13 protein-coding genes and 1 pseudogene are annotated in these 18,964 nt (G+C 66.4%); 8 read left to right on the forward strand and 6 right to left on the reverse strand.

The annotated features are described in order from the left end of the window. Positions 1-274: 274 nt before the first annotated feature. Positions 275-859 carry a dienelactone hydrolase family protein gene (locus FHU13_RS08625; protein WP_246714565.1) on the reverse strand — a complete coding sequence of 195 codons (585 nt, stop codon included), beginning with the start codon at positions 857-859 and terminating at the stop codon, positions 275-277. Between the two features lie 216 nt (positions 860-1,075). Continuing rightward, on the reverse strand, positions 1,076-2,128 hold the full coding sequence (locus FHU13_RS08630) for an SDR family oxidoreductase (RefSeq protein WP_183435468.1): 1,053 nt from the start codon (positions 2,126-2,128) through the stop codon (positions 1,076-1,078). A 212-nt stretch (positions 2,129-2,340) separates the two neighbouring features. Here FHU13_RS08630 and FHU13_RS08635 point away from each other — a divergent pair, with 212 nt between their 5' ends. After that, positions 2,341-3,384 carry a YihY/virulence factor BrkB family protein gene (locus FHU13_RS08635; RefSeq protein ID WP_183435469.1) on the forward strand — a complete coding sequence of 348 codons (1,044 nt, stop codon included), beginning with the start codon at positions 2,341-2,343 and terminating at the stop codon, positions 3,382-3,384. Positions 3,385-3,920: 536 nt separating this feature from the next. Here the strand turns inward: FHU13_RS08635 and FHU13_RS08640 are convergent. Next, positions 3,921-4,820 carry a LysR family transcriptional regulator gene (locus tag FHU13_RS08640; RefSeq protein WP_183435470.1) on the reverse strand — a complete coding sequence of 300 codons (900 nt, stop codon included), beginning with the start codon at positions 4,818-4,820 and terminating at the stop codon, positions 3,921-3,923. Positions 4,821-4,938: 118 nt separating this feature from the next. Here FHU13_RS08640 and FHU13_RS08645 point away from each other — a divergent pair, with 118 nt between their 5' ends. The 5 genes from FHU13_RS08645 to atzF are packed head-to-tail and all read left to right on the forward strand — an operon-like array spanning position 4,939 to position 10,212. After that, a complete protein-coding gene (locus tag FHU13_RS08645; protein WP_183435471.1) occupies positions 4,939-5,895 on the forward strand; it encodes an ABC transporter substrate-binding protein in 957 nt (318 codons plus the stop codon). Next, complete coding sequence (locus tag FHU13_RS08650; RefSeq protein ID WP_183435472.1) at positions 5,892-6,776, forward strand: ABC transporter permease; 885 nt, start codon at positions 5,892-5,894, stop codon at positions 6,774-6,776. The genes FHU13_RS08645 and FHU13_RS08650 overlap by 4 nt, the downstream gene beginning before the upstream one ends. Beyond that, positions 6,769-7,548, forward strand: coding sequence for an ABC transporter ATP-binding protein (locus tag FHU13_RS08655; RefSeq protein ID WP_183435473.1), 780 nt, complete (start codon positions 6,769-6,771; stop codon positions 7,546-7,548). Before FHU13_RS08650 ends, FHU13_RS08655 begins: the two co-directional genes overlap by 8 nt. Further along, positions 7,548-8,378, forward strand: coding sequence for an alpha/beta hydrolase (locus FHU13_RS08660; RefSeq protein ID WP_183435474.1), 831 nt, complete (start codon positions 7,548-7,550; stop codon positions 8,376-8,378). Before FHU13_RS08655 ends, FHU13_RS08660 begins: the two co-directional genes overlap by 1 nt. Before the next feature lie 22 nt (positions 8,379-8,400). Further along, positions 8,401-10,212: an allophanate hydrolase gene (gene atzF / locus FHU13_RS08665; protein ID WP_183435475.1), complete on the forward strand. Its 1,812-nt coding sequence runs from the start codon at positions 8,401-8,403 to the stop codon at positions 10,210-10,212. A gap of 281 nt (positions 10,213-10,493) precedes the next feature. Here the strand turns inward: atzF and FHU13_RS08670 are convergent. Continuing rightward, positions 10,494-11,678, reverse strand: a pseudogene (locus FHU13_RS08670) (IS3 family transposase). A 274-nt stretch (positions 11,679-11,952) separates the two neighbouring features. Between FHU13_RS08670 and FHU13_RS08675 the strand changes: the two are divergent. Both FHU13_RS08675 and FHU13_RS27635 read left to right on the forward strand, forming a co-directional pair. Beyond that, on the forward strand, positions 11,953-12,957 hold the full coding sequence (locus FHU13_RS08675) for a hypothetical protein (protein WP_183435476.1): 1,005 nt from the start codon (positions 11,953-11,955) through the stop codon (positions 12,955-12,957). Between the two features lie 472 nt (positions 12,958-13,429). Further along, on the forward strand, positions 13,430-13,978 hold the full coding sequence (locus tag FHU13_RS27635; RefSeq protein ID WP_246714582.1) for a hypothetical protein: 549 nt from the start codon (positions 13,430-13,432) through the stop codon (positions 13,976-13,978). An 87-nt stretch (positions 13,979-14,065) separates the two neighbouring features. Here FHU13_RS27635 and FHU13_RS08680 read toward each other — a convergent pair whose 3' ends face one another. Together FHU13_RS08680 and FHU13_RS08685 are read right to left on the reverse strand one after the other, a co-directional pair. Next, on the reverse strand, positions 14,066-17,506 hold the full coding sequence (locus FHU13_RS08680) for a hypothetical protein (RefSeq protein ID WP_312889571.1): 3,441 nt from the start codon (positions 17,504-17,506) through the stop codon (positions 14,066-14,068). Positions 17,507-17,578: 72 nt separating this feature from the next. Continuing rightward, positions 17,579-18,955 carry an HlyD family type I secretion periplasmic adaptor subunit gene (locus FHU13_RS08685; protein WP_409518486.1) on the reverse strand — a complete coding sequence of 459 codons (1,377 nt, stop codon included), beginning with the start codon at positions 18,953-18,955 and terminating at the stop codon, positions 17,579-17,581. Positions 18,956-18,964: the final 9 nt, after the last annotated feature.

Below are 18,964 nucleotides of genomic sequence, written 5' to 3' on the forward strand. Positions count from 1 at the left end.
TGTAGAGCGAAAGTGCTCTCCACCGAAGCAGCACGCCCGTCCGGTGAAGCTCGCTCTCGCTTCGAACGGGTCTGTTGCCGGTTCGCGGCAGATGCACAATCGGCGCCGACGCGCCTCGGTGTCGTCCGCCGCACCTCAGAACTCCTGCGAAGGGAAGCCGGGTGGCCTAGGTGGCTGTCATTCTCTCGTCGGTGAGAACCGGGCAGACTTTCCGATGCTTTGGCGTGCCCCGAGACGGCTGTCGACGCACTGCATCCCTGTATGAGCTACACTCTTACGCGGCTGAGCTCTGGAGATGCTGGTCGAGGAAGCGTACCACGCGTGCCGCCGCATCGAACTGGGCGGCTCCCGAAAGTCCGTGGCCCTGTCCTTCGTAGATCTTGATCTCGTACGCGGTGCTCTGCTCAAGGAGCAGCTGTTCGAGCGCTCGTGCATGGCACACCGGCACGATGGGATCAGCGCTGCCGTGCAGGATGAGCGTTGGAGGCAGACGCGGGCGCTCGCGCGCAAGCTCGTCCGGCAGGGGACCGAAATAGTCGACGATCGCGCGCACCCGCGGCTCGGTCGCGGCTGTCGCGAAGGCCAGCGCTGCGCCCAGCGAGATCCCGACGATGCCGAGCCGTCGCGCGTTGATCTCCGGCTGCTCCGCCAGCCAAGCGACGGCATCGCGCACCGTTTCCGTCCAAACCGGAAAATCCTGCCGCAGGCGTGCATATGCAACGCGCTGATCAGCCGTCCGATCGAGATAGTGAACAAACGCGACATGGTAGCCCGAAGCGGCGATGGTGCGAGCGGCCAGCCGATAGCCCTCGGCAAAGGTCAGCCCGTCTGCACCGTGCAGCAGCAGGACGGCGGGCATCGTGGCCCCGCTCCCCATCGTCCCTGCGGCGTCGCTGCAGGCGGCGAACCGCTCCACGCCGATCCGCCGTCCGCCGCTCGTGAAGGTTTGCATGGTGGCATTTGAGGTCCAGTTCGCGGTCGAGCGCCGGTCATGAGGCGATTACCGCTCTGGGCATTAGCTGCGATTGCAATGCGGCCGGATCGAGCCAGGCGTCTGCCACCGGAGCAAGGGGCCCTAGCGCGGCAGCACCTTCGCCGCCTGTAGTCGCCGAATTGCGGATACCAGGGCCTCGACACTGTCGACGCTCTCTCCGAACCTAGCGCGGCGAATCTTGCCCATATCGGAGACGAGGTCGAAGTCACTGTGGAACACGAAGTCGCCAAAGCTCCAGCCGACCGCACGCTCGTAGGGCATGTCGCTCAAGCCCTGTTCGGCCACCAGCTGCTCCCAGACCGACTTCTTGTCCGCCATGTGGGTAGCCAGGCGCATTGGAACCGGCGGCCCGACGGGCAGATCGAGCGCGGCGGCGAGCTTCTCCCAAACCCGCCGCCACCGGAATGGCTCGTGCACGTAGTTGAAGGCCTCCCCAAGGGCGGCGTCGGACGTCGCCGCCCAGAGGCTCGCCCGAGCGAGGGCGCGGGCATCCGTTACCTGGGCGAACACTTGCTCGTAAACGTGGGCCGGTCCCGGGAAGCGGAAGGCTGCCCCTTCCGCTCTGCACAGGGCGGCGTATGCGCCGATCACCATGGCAATGTTCATAGCGTTGCCGGCCGCGTCGCCGACCACCACGTCAGGGCGCAGGATCGACCAAGCCGCGCCGCCGCGCTCCGCGCGGCTCCGCAACAGGTCCTCCTGCGTGAAGTAGAAGTTCGGCCCGATGTGGCGCGGGTTCTCGTCCTCATAGAACGGTGCCGGAACAGGCCCGAGATGAACACCATAGACCTTCGCGCCCTGATACAGCACCACGCGCTTCAACGGCGCGCCGTGGGCATCCAACCCATCGAGGAGGTTGCGCAGCATCGCCCCGTTCACCCGGTCCTCATCTGCGAGGCTCGGCTGCGGCGCGAGCGCAGCGTAGAATAGATGCGTGGTGTCGCGGGCTTGTGCGAGTGCGGCGCGGGTCGCCTCCGGATCGGTCAGATCCGCCGCGATGGCCTCGCACGATCCGTGCGATCCACGGGAGACGGCACGCGCGTGCCAACCTTCCGCTGTCGCGAGCTCCTGCATCACCGCCTTGCCGATGATGCCGTTTGCGCCCGCGACCAGGGCTGTTCGGAACTCTGCCATTATCGCTCGCGTGGGTGCCGGGAATCGATGTGCGCCGTTGCGCCGCTTCGGCCTGCAGGCGCGCAGCCAACGAGCGATCAACACACGAGAGCTGGATCTGTTCGACAGTCGGCATTTCCGCGCGCATACATAACCGCGCTCCACGTGACCGGCGCTTGCCTATGGCTCCGTCATGATGAACTTGAGCCGTTGCAGGCTCGACGAGGCGCCTCATGCATCAGGACGAGGCGGAAGGCGAAGATTGGCGATCCATCAGCACGCGACCACCTGACGAGCGGAGCATCGGGATCGCGATCGCCCGATCGCACGAGCGCAACCGCGGCCGCACAGCTGATCAACCCACCGACATTCCAGCTCTTGGTTGGCGAGACATCCTCTGGCGGATCGTCCTCTCCTTGCCCCGCGATCGGGTTCTGGCGACGGCGGGGAGTGTCGCGTTCTTCGCCCTGCTTGCGATCTTTCCGGCGCTTGCCACCATCGTCTCGCTCTACGGCTTGTTCTCGGATCCGACAGCGATCGGACAACACCTGAGCCTGCTTACAGGCGTTCTGCCGAACGGCGTTCTCGACCTGCTGTCAGAGCAACTCGTCCGCATCGCCCGGCAGAGTACGGGTGCCCTCGGCACCGCTTCGCTCCTCAGCCTGCTCATTGCCTTCTGGAGCGCGAACTCGGGGGTAAGTGCGCTCTTCGACGCGCTCAACGTGATCTACCGAGAGCGCGAGAAGCGATCGCTGGTGCGCTTCTACGCGACCACCTTTCTCTTCACCTTGACCGGCATTGTCTTTGTTGTCGCGGCGACCGGCATGGTGGTGGTCCTGCCGATCGTACTGGGCCGCATGGGCTTGGGCGGGCTCACCGATACCGCGCTTCGCGTGATGCGTTGGCCGGCCCTCTTGCTGCTCGTCAGCCTGAGCCTGTCGCTGACCTATCGCTATGGCCCGAGCCGACGAGAGGCGAAATGGCGCTGGGTGAGCTGGGGCAGCGTCGCCGCCGCCCTCTCCTGGGTCGGCGGATCCGTCCTGTTCTCCTGGTATGTGGCCAGTTTCGACAGCTACAATCGTGTCTACGGATCACTCGGTGCCGGCGTGGGGTTCATGACTTGGATTTGGCTGTCCGTCGTCATCGCTCTCCTCGGGGCGGAACTGAATGCCGAGATGGAGCGACAGACTGCCCGCGACAGCACCACGGGGCGGCCGAAGCCGCTTGGATCCCGGCAGGCCTTTGCCGCCGACACTGTCGGTCCTCCCCAGGATTGAAGCCGAAGGCCGGGCAGCTCAGTGCGCTTGTCAGTCGGGTCGCGCGGACCTTCTACGCAAATCTGCATAGAGTCGACGCGAATTCCCGATTCTGGCTGTGTGAGAACGCTGTGACCTGCAAGACTGAATGTCGATCTAGGAACGATGGGGCGAGGCGCCGCATCACAGGCAAAAATCGTCAACAGATCACACTCGTTCGTGACTAGGTGGACGACTGCATCTATGATCATCTTGGATGACGACGTAGCGGCTGCCTTTTCCTTACTGGCCGGGCTTCTTCTCCCGAGCGACGATCAACGCCGTTGGCTGTTGATCCTAAGCACCACATGTCCGCCCAACCCCCGGCGTTCGGCCCAGCAAGTGAGACGGTAGTAGTGGGAAAAGCGCAGTTGGATCAACGGTGGGGCGGGTGAAACCATCTAAAACAGGTGAGTGGCAGAGTGGGAGGATTTCGCAGCCGCTCGGCTGCATCTCCGCAGCAGACTTCGGCTAAGGCCTGACCATAGGTTTCAGTTGCGCCGACAGCTGGCCGATGGTCAGGCGGCCGCCTGACGGTTCAAGCGCGCGGCGAGCTGATCAGCGAACTTGGTGGCCGCGACCGGCAGCAGGCGCCCGCGCAGCTGCGCCAGCACGACGCTCATCGGTTCGAGGTCGCGGGTATCGATCGGGCGGCTGTGCAGGTGCGGGTCGTCGGGGATCCCGCTCGGAACCTGGAAGCTGATGACATCCTCCCGCAGGACGACGTTGCGCAGGAATTCCAGCGATCCGGATTCCACGGTCGCCCGGATCTCGACGCCGCGGCGGGCGAGCGCCTGCTCGATGTGGTGGCGGATGGCGAGCGAGCGGTCGGGCAGCGCCAGCGCGTGGGCGAGGCAGTCGCGCAGCCGGATCGGCCCGTCCTCGGTGGCCAGGGGATGGCTTGCGCGCATCAGCACGCACAGGGGCTGGCGGCCGGCATAGAGCGCGTGCAGCTCCGCCGAGGGCGGCGGCTGAAGGACGAGCGCGAGGTCCGCCTCGAAGGAGACGAGGGCGGCCACCGCCTGGACATGGTCGCGCACCTGCACGGTGAAGGCGACTTGGGGAAACTGTGCCCGATAGGTCTCGACTTCCTCCGGGATCATCCGGGTGACGAAGGCTTGACTGCAGGCAAGCGCCACGTGACCCCGGCGTACGCCGGAGAGGTCGGCGATCTGCGAGCGGACCCGATCGAGGTCCGCTGCCTGGTCGCGGATGTGCCGGGCCAACAATTCCCCCGCCGCATTGAGGCGCATCCCCTGCGTCAGGCGCTCGAAGATCGGGGTTCCGAGCTCGTACTCGATGTCCTGGATTTGTCTGGTGAGGGCCGAGGGCGTGATGTTGAGGCGCTCGGCCGCCCGCCGGATCGAGCCGCAGCGGGCGACCTCGGCCACAGCGGTGAGGCTGCGCAGATGCTTCATCACCATACTCCCGCCGCAGGTGTTGCCTGAATCGCAACAGGGTCGTCAAGAAATAGCACTCGTCGGCAACAGGCGCGCTTCATACGCTCAAGACGTTGCCACATACAGGAGCCGTCCGATGATCGACCGCCGCAGCCTACTCGCCGGTCTCGGAACCGGCCTCGTCGTGAGTTCCCTTCCCGGTCGCGCCGCCCGGGCGCAGGCCGCCCCCACGGTCATCCGGATGGGCTCGCTCAAGCTCATCCACTCGATTGCGCCGCACTTCTACGAGCGCTTCACGCCCGAAGGCGTGCGGGTCGAGGTCATTCCGTTCGAGAGCCCGACCGAGGGCAAGAACGCCGTCGTTACCAAGTCGGTCGATTTCGGCACCTTCGGCCTCGCGGCGGCGACTTTGGGGGCTGCGGCCGGCGAGCCGATCGTGGTGATCGCTTCCACCTGCAACCGCGGCATGGGGGTGATCGCCCGCAAGGATTCCGACATCAGGGCGATCAAGGACCTGCGCGGCAAGCGCGTGGCAATCTGGCCCGGCAGCACGCAGGAGGTGTTCGCCCTGGAGCGGATGCGCATGGAAGGACTGTCCGTGAAGGACATCACCCCAGTGCGCGTCTCCTTCTCAGAGATGCACCTCGCGCTCGCCCGCGGCGACGTCGACGCCTATGTCGGCGCCGAGCCCGCCCCCGGCGTCAGCCTCGCCTCGGGAGTCGGTCAACTCGTTGAGTATCCCTACGGCACCGAGATGGGGTCGCTCAACATGGTGTTCGGCGCCCACCGGGACACGCTTGCCGAGCGGCCCGCCCTGGTGCGCACCATGCTGGAGATTCACCGCAAGGCTACCGAGTTCGCCGCCAAGGATCGGGACGCGATGATCGCCATGGCCGTGAGCAAGCTCGGCCAGAAGCGTGAGGCCTTGGTGCTCTCGGCCCCGAACGTGGAACTCACCTGGAAGCTCGGGCCGGACGAGGTGCGTCAGGCCAAGGTCTACGCCGAACGCATGCTGGCGCTCAAGCAGATCAAGCGGCTCCCCGACGCCGGCTTCATCGACACACGCTTCGTCGACGCGATGAGGGACGCATGAGCGCCGCGATCGAGGGAGCTGCCGTCCCAGCCACCTTGCCGACCGCCCTGCCGGCTCAGAGCCAGAGCCCGATGCCGACCGCCCCCCCGCTCCGTGTCCTCCTCAAGCGCCTGCGCGGCCCTGCCCTTGCCCTGGTAGTGCCGCTGGCGACGCTCGCGATCTGGCACTTCGCCACCGCGGACCGGCCCTACAGCCTTGTCCCGCCCCCCGCCGAGGTCTGGCTGGCGTTGCGCGACATGGCGTTCGGCGGCATCAACGACGACGCGTTCAGCGCCACCCTGTGGACTCACCTCTGGGCTTCGCTGTCGCGGGTCTATGGCGGCTTCGCGCTGGCCGCTGCGGCGGCACTGCCGCTCGGCCTGATGATCGGGCGCGTGCCCGTGGTCCGCGCATTGCTCGATCCCGTGCTGCAGATCCTGCGGCCGATCCCGGTCACCGCGTGGCTGCCGCTGGCCATGATCCTGTTCGGGCTTGGAGCCAGCTCAGCGTTCTTCCTCGTGTTCCTGGGCGCCTTCTACCCGATCCTCGTCAACACCGTGTTCGGCGTGCGCTCGGTGGAGCCGCGCCTGTTCGAGGCGGCAGCGATGCTGGGCTGCACGGGTCCCGCCCAGTTTCTCCGGGTGGTGCTGCCTGCCGCCCTCCCATCGATCTTCACCGGTCTGCGGCTCGGCCTCGGCTTCGCCTGGGTGGTGATCGTGGTGGGCGAGATGACTGGCGTCCAGACCGGTCTTGGGGCCGTCATCATGGAGGCGCGCCAGCTCTCCCGCACCGAGATCGTGATCTGCGGCATGGGCGTGATCGGCGTCGCCGGCTTCGTCTCGGACTGGGTCGTCATGCGTATCGGCCGCCGCCTCCTCTCTTGGAGTCCCTCCCATGGCTGAGCCCACCGTTCCCATCCTGACGATCCGGGACGTCTCGAAGACCTACATCGCGCGGGGAGGCCGGACCGAGGCCCTGCGAGGCGCCGGCCTCACCGTCCAGCGGGGAGAGTTCGTCTGCCTGCTCGGCGCCTCCGGCTGCGGAAAGTCGACCCTCCTGCGCATCGCCGCCGGCTTCGAGGCACCGAGCGCGGGCCAGGCCCTGATGTGGGACAAGCCGATCGCCGGTCCGGCGCCGAGCCGCGGCATGGTCTTCCAGGATTACGGCCTGTTCCCGTGGCTCTCAGTGCGCGACAACATCGGCTTCGGACCGAAATCGCGGGGCCGGCCGGCGGCGGAGGTCCGCGACACCGCCCGCCGCTACATCGATCTGGTCGGGCTCGGCCGCTTCGCCGACGCCTATCCGCACCAGCTCTCGGGCGGCATGAAGCAGCGCGTGGCCATCGCCCGGGTGCTCGCCAACGAGGCCGAGATGGTCCTCATGGACGAGCCGTTCGGGGCGCTCGACGCCATGACCCGCGAGCGCCTTCAGGATGAGCTCCTCGATCTGTGGGCGCGGACCGGCCTCACCGTGCTGTTCGTCACCCACGCCATCGAGGAGGCGATCTTCCTCGCCGATCGGATCGTCATGATGTCGCCAGGTCCGGGACGGATCGAGACCGTGCACACCGTCGACTTGCCGCGGCGCCGGGATGTGTCGAGTCCCGCCTTCAACGACCTTCGCCGAATGCTGTCGGCCCAGCTTCACAGCCATCACGCGCCGAAGGCTGCCTGATGGCGGCGCTCGATACCGTGGACTGGCGCGGCCTCGATCGGGCAGCGCTAACCCGAGCCTACGACAATTCGGGGGCGGTCCGGGATAGCGCCGACCTCCTGGCGGGCTGGCGCGCCCGCAGCGCCGCCTTCCGGGAAAGCAAGGCGGGGAGCACCCTCGCCTACGGACCTGCCCAACGGCAGGCCGTTGATCTCTACCGCTGCGGCACGGCGGGGGCGCCCTGTCTCGCCTTCGTCCACGGCGGCTACTGGCAGCGCAATGCCCGCGAGGATTTCAGCTGCATGGCCGAGGGGCCGCTCGCCCTCGGCCTCGATGTGGCTCTGGTCGGCTACACCCTCGCGCCGGAGGCGAGCCTCACCCGGATCGCCGAGGAGATCGCGACCGGGCTGCGCCTTCTGCGCCGGGAGACCGGAACGGGCGGCCTCGTCGTCGCGGGCTGGTCGGCCGGTGGCCATCTCGCGTCGCTCATGACGACGCTTGCGGCCGACACAGTCGACGCCGCTCTGGCGGTGAGCGGGATCTTCGATCTCGAACCGATCGCTGGGACTGCGCTCGACGACGCGTTGCGCCTCTCCGAGGCGGAGGTGGCCGAGTTCTCGCCGATCCGCCGCCTCGCGCCGGGTGGGCCGCCCGTCTCTGTGATCTACGGCGGGGCCGAGCTGCCCGAGCTGTGCCGTCAGTCCAAGGATTACCACGCGGCACGCCGGGCGCTGGGCCTCGCCGGCGAGCTCCACGCCGTGCCCGGGGCCGACCACTTCCGGGTGCTCGACGCCCTGATCGCGCCGGACGGGCGCATCGCCCGAGAAGCCGCCCGCCTCGCGGGCCTGTGATACGCACACACGAGGACGGACCGTGCCTCCCTTCCCGACGATCTCCGCCCTGCACGCGGCCTACGCGACCGGCCTTCACCCGAGGGCGGTCCTGGCCGAGACCTACCGGCGTCTTGCCGCGATCGACGATCCCGGCATCTTCCTCACCCTGCTGCCCGAGACCGAGACCGTCGCCGCGACCGAGGCGCTCGGCCCCTTCGACCCTGTCGCCCAACCGCTCTGGGGCGTGCCCTTCGCGGTGAAGGACAATCTCGACGTGGCCGGCCTGCCCACCACCGCGGCCTGCCCGGACTTCGTATATCTCGCGTCCGAGACCGCGCCGTCCGTCGCGCGCCTCCTTGCCGCGGGCGCGATCCTGATCGGCAAGACCAATCTCGACCAGTTCGCCACCGGGCTCGTCGGCCTGCGCACGCCGCATCCGGCCCCGCGCAATGCCCTGAACGCGGACATCGTGCCCGGCGGGTCGAGCAGCGGCTCAGCAGTGGCGGTGGCGCATGGTCTCGTCGCCTTCGCGCTCGGGACCGATACGGCGGGCTCCGGGCGGGTGCCGGCGGGTCTCAACAATGTGGTTGGGCTGAAGCCCTCGCTCGGGTCCGTGTCGGGCCGGGGCCTGCTGCCGGCCTGCCGCACGCTCGACACCGTCTCGGTCTTTGCCGGCACGGTCGCGGACGCCGATCGGGTCTTTCGGATCATGGCTGGCTACGACGCCGCCGACCCCTATTCCCGCGACCTGCCGATCCCGGCCCAGCCACCCGGGCTGCCGCCCGGATTACGCGTCGGGGTGCCGGATGCCGCAAGCCGCCGCTTCGGCAGCGACCCGCTGTCGGAAGCGGCCTTCGCAGCGGGGCTCGCTGACCTCGCTACCGTCGCAGGCTCGGCCCAGGCGGTCGATCTCGCGCCGCTGTTCGCCGCCGCCGCGCTCCTCTACGACGGCCCCTGGGTCGCCGAGCGCTATCAGGCGATCCGTCCGCTCATCGAGACTCAGCCCGAGGCGCTGCACCCGACGACCCGCGCGGTGATCGGCCGGGCCGCCGGCTTCAGTGCCGCCGACGCTTTCGCGGGCCTCTACCGGCTGGCCGAGCTGCGCCGGGCCGCGGACGTCCTGTGGGAGCGCATCGACGTGCTGGTGGTGCCGACCTACCCTAGGCCCGTCACTTGCGCCGAACTCGAAGCCGATCCGATCGGACCCAACAGCGAACTCGGGACCTACACGAACTTCGTCAACCTGCTCGACCTGTGCGCGCTGGCGGTGCCGGGCCGCTTCCGGGCCGACGGCCTGCCGGCTGGTCTCACTCTGATTGCCCCGCGGGGCCGCGACGGACTTCTCGCGGCGCTCGGCGCCCGTCTCCATGCGGCTTCCGGCGTCCCGATCGGCACGAGCGTGGAGCCGGTGCCGGCGCCGGTGGCCGGGCCGGCGAGTGCGGGACCGGACGAGATCGAGCTCGCGGTGATCGGCGCGCATCTCTCGGGACTGCCGCTCAACGGCGAGTTGACCGGCCTCGGGGCGCGCTTCCTCCGGGCGGGTGAGACGCGGCCGGAGTACCGGCTCTACGCGCTGCCCGGCGGTCCGCCCCGGCGACCGGGCTTGCTGCGGGTCGCGGCCGATGCCGGCGCGACCATCGCCGCCGAAGTCTGGGCCCTGTCGCCAGCCGCCTTCGGCCGCTTCGTGGCCGCCATCCCGGCCCCGCTCGGCATCGGCACCCTTCACCTCGCCGATGGTACCAACCCCAAGGGGTTTCTGGTCGAGGCCGAGGGGATCGGCTCGGGCACGGACATCACCGGATACGGCGGCTGGCGGCGTTACCTCACCGCGCAGTCCCTCCACGTCGCATAGCGTCCGTCGGCTCCGCCCGAACCGGTGCGCCTGCGCTGGCACTCGTTGAAATGACGAGGCAATCTACTCAAAACGCAAAAGTTTCGCACCCGCCCGCGAACCGCAGAGGAACCGCTTTCGCGCCTCATCCGAACCGAAAGCGGCAGCGGCTCAAATCTCTGGCCGGGGTGGGAAGCTCGGACTAACGAGAACAGGCTGAAGGTCCGGGGTGGGTCGAGGGCCGCGGTACAGGCGCTGTGAGCCCAGTGCTGCCGCCCCCACGCGGTGGTCCAGGTTCCAAGTTAGTGCAAGGTCGGCCTCTGCTCCACGGGTAGCTTGGCCGGCGAAGCCGGTTGGGCACGTGCAGCCGGCCAAGCGGTCAGGGGTGGCACGAACACCTCCGGAGCTGGTGGCTTGTAGCCGAGCGCGCCATGCGGGCGGATCGTGTTGTAGTGCCGGCGCCAGCTCTCGATTATGATCTGCGCCTCCTTCAGTGTGTAGAAGATCTTGCCGTTCAGAAGCTCGTCCCGCAGTCGTGCGTTGAAGCTCTCGACATAGCCGTTCGCCCACGGCGAACCCGGTGCGATGTAAGCCGTCTGACTGCCGACTGCCGCTATCCAGGACTGCACCGACCGGGCGATGAACTCGGGCCCGTTGTCCGACCGAAAGTGCCCCGGCACGCCACGCAGGATGAACAGGTCGGAGAGCACGTCGATCACGTCAGCAGCCGTCAGCTTGCGAGACACGCGGATCGCCAAGCACTCCCGCGTGAACTCGTCGACCACGTTCAGCATCCGGAACTTGCGGCCCTCGTGCGTGCGGGCTTCGACGAAGTCGTAGGACCAGACGTGATCACGCCGTTCAGGTTTGAGCCGGATGCAGGACCCATACCGGTCCCACAACCGGCCCTTCTTCGGCTGGCGCGCGGGCACCTTCAGCCCCTCGCGCCGCCAGATCCGCTCGACCCGCTTGTCGTTGACGAACCAGCCCGCCGCCTTCAGCAGTGCACCGATCTTCCGGTAGCCGTAGCGCCCGTGCCGGCGAGCCAATTCCACGAGGCCGGCTTTCAGCGCGGCCTCATCCTCTCTTCCCTACGGCACCTTGCGGCTCTCGTCGAGCGATGCTGCCCGAGCGCCCGAAAGGCGCGGCGCTCGGAACGTCTAGGACGTCCATGACATGCGCGATGCAGGCGCGTCGGCGCGCGGGGCTGGTCAGTTTCCCCGAGCGGCCTCCTGCAGGATCAGCTTGTCGAGGGTGAGATCCGCAATCGCCTTGCGAAGCCGCTGGTTCTCAACCTCCAAGTCCTTCATCCGCCGAACCTGATCGCTCATCAGGCCGCCGTACTCCTTGCGCCAGCGGTAGTAGGTCACTTCCGTCACGCCGAGGGCTCGGATCGCCTCCGCCACGCTCTGGCCCTGCGAGACCAGAACATCGGCCTGCCGCAGCTTGACGACTACGTCCTCCTGCTTGTGCCGCTTCGTTCCCATCTATCCGTCCTCATCCTGGCTCGGAAGCCATACCGCAGGGCGGACCACTTCCCTGGGGGCGGATCAGGGCGGATCAGGAAGAGCTGCCGGTTGCATATGTCGGATGGGTCGACTTTCGGCTCACACCTGGGCCTTCGGCACGGGCATCCCTATCGCTTAATCCCCTCCAGGCAGAAGTTTCTGTCGGAGTGGCATTTTAGCAGCAGGCAGATCAGCCGGCATCGTCTCTAAGCAGACGTGCTGAAGCACTGCCTATTGAGGCCCTCGCAGGATCATGACCGGAAACAATAAGCCGATGCGACGCATGTTGGCAGCGGCAGGCATACCGCTCGCCCTCACCGTTCTGCCGTCTGCTCAGGCTGAATCAAGTGGCACGCCTCGGACGGAACAGAATGGTTCGCCTGGAGGCAGCAAAGACAAGGATCAGAAGGCAGAGAAGTCCAACAAGAAGAACGACAATAAGGAGGTCGATACCGAGCACCTGTTCGGCTTCACGGAGGGCGCTGATGCCGGAGAGAAGGGTGAGCAGGAAGTCGTGATTGATACCGTCACACGCATCAGCAAGCGCAGAGACGGTCCTGGCTCATCGACTTATCGTGTGCTCGATACGCGGTTCGCCTACCAGTTCAACCCCATCGACAAGCTGAGCATCGAATTTAGCGCTTTCGGCACGCTGCGGCGGCAACGCAATATCGTGGATCTGGACGATAAGTCCTACGGCACCTTCGACGGTGTCTCCATGGAGGTGAAGTACCAGTTCCTGAAAGGCACGAAGGAGCAGCCGCTTGGGCTTGCCCTGGAGGTGCGCCCTCGATTTACGCGCATCCTGCCAGTTGAAGGCAACGGCGCCAACATCTTCGACATCGAGAGCCTGCTCCAGCTCGACGCTCAGGTGGTGCCGGATAGGCTCTGGTACGGAAGCAACATCAGTTTTGAGCCCGCCGCTGGCCGCCAGCGGGGTGGTGGTCCTGGCTACCGCTCCTCGACATTTTTATGGTCGAACGTCCTCGTCGGACGGATCGGAGAGAGCACGTATTTCGGACCGGAAGTGCGCTATCTACGCGGCTACGAAGGGATCTTCCTGAACCATATGGAGAGCGAAGCGCTCACCGTAGGACCTGCCCTGCATCATAGATTTACAGAGAAGATCTGGCTGACAACGGCGTATGCAGGGCAGGTTTGGGGCCGCGACACCGATCCGGCACTGGCCGGTCGCGCCTTCGGGCTGAACCAGTTCGAGCGGCACCACGTCCGAGTCAAATTCGGCATGGAGTTTTAACGCGCAACTGCCGCGGGATTGGCGGACGCCGGGAGCGCTTTCCTGTGAGTTGCCGCAACCATCCCGGAAACCGGTCCTCATTTTTTGGGGAGTTCCGATGCCGACCGGTGCCATCTGCGCGTGAGGAGCGGCGCTTGAGGTTGGCGCCTGGGACGGCTGAGGTTGCGATCGGCGACGTCGATGAAGTGGATGGAACCTTGCTCTGACCGGCGCGGGCGACGGAGCCATCCATCTAGCTGTAGAAGGCAGGCGCGTCGCTGCCGTTACGGCAGCCGACAACAATCCGTGCGTGCTCACCTACAAGGCCCAGCATGCAACGCCGAAATCGATCATTCGGGTACGCGAAAGGCCATTTGTCCGACTGCCTCAGCTCCGGAATCCTTGGGTGGAACGAAACATTCGAGCTTCGGGTTGAGCGCCCCGTGATCAGGAGCGTTCTGTGAGATTGTCTATCCTTGCCTTCCTTGGGCTGATGCTCATGTCCAGCGCACACGGCGTTCTGGCACAGGCCGCGATAGAGCAAGTCCCGGCCACAGACGTTGGGAAGATCCGGCCCGGGCCGCCTCCGCCGCTTCCAGACCTGACAGATCCGAATGCCCGCGGAGGCGAAGCCCTGAATGAGCCCGGCCAACAATCCGGTATCCCGAAGGCGCTGCGCGCGTCGGGGAGCAAGGCAGGGGGACCGGCTAACGATCTCAATCCGGGAGGCCGTATCGAAGCTCCGGCACCGCCGCGGGGCGATCTCGGTAACGTCATAGCGGGCAAGGAGCTGTTCCACGGGAACTATTGCGGGAAGGGGCAGCGGGGTGAAGGACTAGCGCCGACTGATACCCTCGACGCCGCGTGCATGCGGCACGACGCCTGCTACGATACAGCCGGCTACAGTTCCTGCGCCTGCGACGCGGCACTCAGGGAGGAGGCCACGATCATCTCCGACAGGCCGGAGACTCCACTTGAAGTCCGACGCCGAGCGCTGAGCGTCATCGAAGCGACCGCCGCGATGGAGTGCCGTTCGCCCTAACGGTACGCAACAGGGACAATAGTGGAAGTCGAGCGGAGGCCAGCGGACCGACACTGCAGCTCGTCAATCCGCTTAGAATACGATGTTCTAGGTGTGGTGATATAGGTCGTGAACGACGTGAACCTGATCCGACATTCCGATTAAACCTACCGCGTGATGTGTCCCTGTGTCCTCAGGCCTGGGCGGGAGAGCTGGCGGGATCGGTTCTTGTTGGCTATCGGTGTGAAACACAAGGTTGCCATCCGCGTCGATCGCCGCTGGTGGAGGGCTCGGCCGGCCGGACGCCGTCGCGATATGACCGGACGCGCCACTGGACACCACCGCTGAGCCGGGTTGACCGAGGGGCGAGTGATCATCTGTCTGATCGGCTGCACCCTTATCGGACGACAGGGGAGGCTGGTTGACCGTGACCGGATAAGTCGGACTGTCGGCGCGGCCGTTGATCGGAGCGCCGTCGTCGACCTGTCCGCGATCGAGATCGGTCGGTGTGTTCTCAGCCTGCGGTGGCGAGGCAGCCTGCGAAGCCGCCGTGAGGCTCGGACTGCGAGACGGCACGGACAGGTCACTATCGTCCAGTCTGTGAGCGGCTGCTTGCGAATGCACCGGAGGTGTCGCACCGACGTCGGCCTTGCCGTCACCGTCGTAGGACAGGGCAGGAGTTTCTTGGACGTGCTCACTCCCCGGTGAAGCATTTGGAGACCCCGCAGCGGGTGGGGTGCCACGTCCGAAGTGGTTCTCCGCCTCTGCGGAGCCGCTCGCTCGATCTTGTCCCCTCATGATGTCTAGGAGTGGGTCATGGTCCGCGGTAGCGGGAGCGACAGGCTGCGCGTCGGGCGTTTGCTCCTGCAGTGGCGTCCCTTCTCGAGGATGCGCCGCTTGAGATCCAGCGCCTTCGGCATGGACGTTGGATGACGATGCCGCAGCGGCGTTTTTCGGCGTGAGTCCGTGCTCCTTCGACCCGTACAAGTCTCCGTTCGGCTGTGCAGAGAGATTCGACGGCATCGCGTCGTGGCTGGAGTCATGTTCGGACGGGTCGCCCCGCACCTGTTCCGGGAACGGTCTTACACCCTGAGCACGCCCGTTCGCCGAAGCGGATACGTGATCCGCCGTGGCGTCATGCCCTGAAGCTCCTCGGTCGGTCGGATCGTGCTTGCCGCTCGGCACCTGGGCCGCGGTAAGCTGATTCGAAGCGTCGGTGACGGGCTCCCGATCAATCGACGCATGTGCCTGCGTAGCTGGTGCGGCGTCCCATCGCGCTTCGCCGGAGCTTCCGGGCTTACCTTGGCCTGGAGCCGTGTCGATCTCACCGGAACCATGTACATCTGGCCCGCGATGGTCGCTCGTCTCGGCAGGGGCTGAACCGTGACCGTTGGCGCGATTGGCCTGTCGGTCATTCTCGGAATGAGATTCGGTCTCGGCCTGCACGGCGGCCCCAAGATCGACGTTACTGCTCGGGCTCCGGCCGTGGCCCGTGGCGGACGTGTCTGAACCCGTCTCACGTTGCGCGACAGCCTCAGCCTGCGAGTGGCTGCCATGGCTTTGGCCGTTGCCGCCGGCCGCCTGCACGATCGGTAGACCGTTTCCTGCGGCCGCCTCATTCTGTGGGCGGGAACTGAGATTGTTGGCATTCTCCTGACCCTTGGCGCGCCCTGCCTGATCGATCTCGGATCGGTCGGCGGTTGCAGCCTCAGGCGATGGCCCTGGGTTCTGGCCGACAACTCCGGCGTGGCCTCTTTCGGAGCCGGCTTGCTCAAGCGGTAAGTCGTTCGCGGCTGCAGCTTTTCCCTGCGAGCCTCGCTCCCGATCATCTCCATTGACGTGGCCGTTGTCATGGCCGGTCTGCTGGACCTGTGCGCTGTTTTCAGAGAGAGCCTCAGTTGGCGAGCCCTGGTCTCGAGCAACTGCGCTAGCGTTGCCACTGCCGCGGCTGGTCGGCTCGACCTGCGAAGCGTTCTCGGCTGAAGCTTCCGCCCGCGAGCTTCGCTCATGGCCGTTGGTCTCGGCGGCGCCACCCGCCCGCTCGATTTGCCGGTTGTTCTCGGCCGCAGCCTCGCCCTGTGCGCCTCGACCCTGACTAACACGGCTGGCGTGGCCGTCGCCGTGCCCGCCTTGATCGACCTTCGGGTTGTTTTCGGCAGCGGCATCAGCCTGCGAGCCTCGGTCTTGAGCAGTGCCGTTGGCGCGACCGTTGCCAGGGTCTGTCTGATCGACCTTCGGGTTGTTCCCGACCGCGTCTTCAGCCTGTCTGCTATGGCCCCGCTCGTCGACATCACGCGGGGCTGCGGCGGCCGGCAGCTGGCTCGCCACGGTGTGGCTCGCAGCACGAACCCAGGTCGGTTGGCCTACTCCGGTCCCGACGTCAAATGGATCGGGAGAAGCGGCATGGGCAGATCGTGCGTGGGAAGCTGGCTCGACCGTTGATGCCGAAGCGGGACCTCCACGTTGATCGATGGGGTCCGGCCCTGGTCCATCCACTGCCGCCGCTAAGTTCTCGCTGCGTTCTGACGGCGATGCCTGTCGGCCGCTGAGTTTAGCGGCGGCTGACGACTCGGCAGACGTTCCGGTCACGGCGACATCGCTACCAAAGCCTTGCGACAGGTGCTGGTTTTCCGAAGCCGGAGACCTCGACAAATCCCCTGGAAAGGAGGTGCGGGCCGCTGGAACCAGGTCGATACGGCTCGTCGCTGCAATGCTGTCAGGACTGCCATGAGAGATCGCGTTGGGACTTGTGCCGCTGCCCTGCGCGGTCAGGACGACCGGTTGAACCGCTGACATGGTAGCGCCGCCTGAGCCGAGCAATGCGCTGGACGCCGCCGTCGCATCGCTCTGTGTGGTGTGGCTCACAGCACCGCGTGCCTGATCTGCGAACTCGAAGCCCAGCTCGGCGCCCGAAGCTTCGTGATCGGCTGCCATCGCCTCAGCGGCGAAGATCATCGCAGAGAGAACGATGGCTTCAATCTGCTTGCGATCGGTCCCCCGGTCGCTGCCCCCCCCACCTTCCGTTGCCTTCGTCGTTCGCGGTTGGCCATGTGCGGAACCAGCTCCATCGGAAGCCGGGAGCCCCGATTGGTCGTCCGGCCAGGCCGCGAGCGGGCTGGCATGAGCATCTTCGGACGACAGGCTCAAGGCCGCCGCTGCCACCAGAGCCGCGAGCAGAGCGGCAGGATGAACCACGAGCGTCGTACCCGCCCCGACTGCCGGGATGGGGAGGAGGTGCGGATGCAGCCGAGCGATCTGGTCGATCAGTGTGCGGAAATCCGCGCCGCGCACGGGCCGATCCAGCACCTCCGAAGCGATAAGATAGCTGCCGTCGATCTTGGCGAAATGGATGATCGCGTCGCCGTCCGGCCGGCAGAAGACGAACCATGGTTCCCCCTCATCGCTGAGGCCGTGCTCGCTTGCGATGCTGAGCCCGGCGCGGAGAAGGGCTGCTTCGACGCGATAGAACTCGGCAAGCTCCTGCTGCGACCAGCTACCTTGGCGTGCCGATGCCGGACGACAGAAGGGAATGACTGTGCTCATCGTCATCTCACCGTATCGGCTCGCTGTGTCCCTTGCGCGATGGTGCCGCATGCCATGGCAGCGCGACCGGGAGCGGCGCTAGCGTTCATGGAAGGCGCGTCCCATCGCGTCGAAGAAGGGAGTGAACAGATATTCCAACGTCGTGCGCTCACCGGCCGAGACCACGACCTCCGCCGGCAGGCCCGCGAGAAGGCGGTGTCTGACGTCGCCCGGAAGCTGACGCTCGTCGATCTCCACTGTGCCGGCGAAGTAGGCCTGCTTCGTGCCTTCATCGACCAGACGGTCGCGTGAAACCACAGTGAGCGTTCCGAAGACCGCAGGCGTCCGGCGCGCCTGAAAGGTCGGAAACTTGATCTCCGCCCGCATGCCGGCATGGACGGCTTCGAGATCGTGGGGTGAAAATTGCACGTTGATCACGAGCCTGTCCGCTGTCGGGACGATCTCCATCAGCGGCTCGCCCGAGCGTACGACCTGCCCAACTGCGAAGACTTTGAGTGCCTGGATGACGCCGTCGTGGGAGGCACGGATCTCGTGCCGCCGGAACACGTCCTGCGCGACGACGAGCTTTTCGCGAAGCTCGCCGATTTTCTGCCGCGTCTCGAGAAGCTGGCCCGTGACCGCCTCCTGAAGCTTCTGCTTCAACTGTGTAATCTGCAGCCCGGCTTCACTGATGGCGTTCTCGGCTTTCGCTCTCTCTGCCACGGAGCGCCCGATCACCCCCTCCAGCCGCGTGCGCTCCCGCTCCATCACGAGCAGGCGCGACAGCGGAATCAGATTGCGCTCGTGCAGGCTGCGCAAGCCATCCAACTCCTGTCGGATGAACCCGACTTGCTGCTCGACCGAGGACTTCTCGACGGCAAGACCGGCAATCTCCGTCCTAAGCTGAGTGACTTTCGCTTCGATGAGGGCGAGTTGGCCTTGGAGCGTCGTCCTCCGTTCCACCAACTGACCGCGCTGATCGCTGATCATGCGTGCGAGGGCCGGCTCGTCCCGTCGCGCGGCGATGTCGTCGGGCAGTCGCAAGTCGCTCGCCTGCTCCTGCTCCGCCCGCAGCCGCGCCTCCAGGACGAGAGCCGCGTCGAGCTGGTTTCGAAACAGGTCCGCGCTTGCCTGCGACTGTATGGGATCGATCCGCAGGAGGACATCGCCGGTGCGGACCGTCTGCCCGTCCTTCACGAGCACGGCCTGAACCATGCCGCCCTCGAAGTGCTGGACGACCTTGCGGCTGCTCTCCGCGACGATGACGCCGGTGCTGATGACAGCGCGATCCATGCGCACGGTCGCCGCCCAGAGTCCGGCGACACCGAAGGCGGCGACGATGAGCGCATAGCCGGCGATCGCGTAGCGCCGCCATTCGATCGGCGCGACGGCGCTGCCCTCGCCGTCCGCCACGCCCCGCACGGGTGACGACGCGGGGGCGGCAGGAGACTCAATCGGAATCTGGGCAAGTGGCATCGTCATGGC

This window comes from Methylobacterium sp. R2-1 (assembly GCF_014191355.1).
GTDB lineage: Bacteria > Pseudomonadota > Alphaproteobacteria > Rhizobiales > Beijerinckiaceae > Methylobacterium.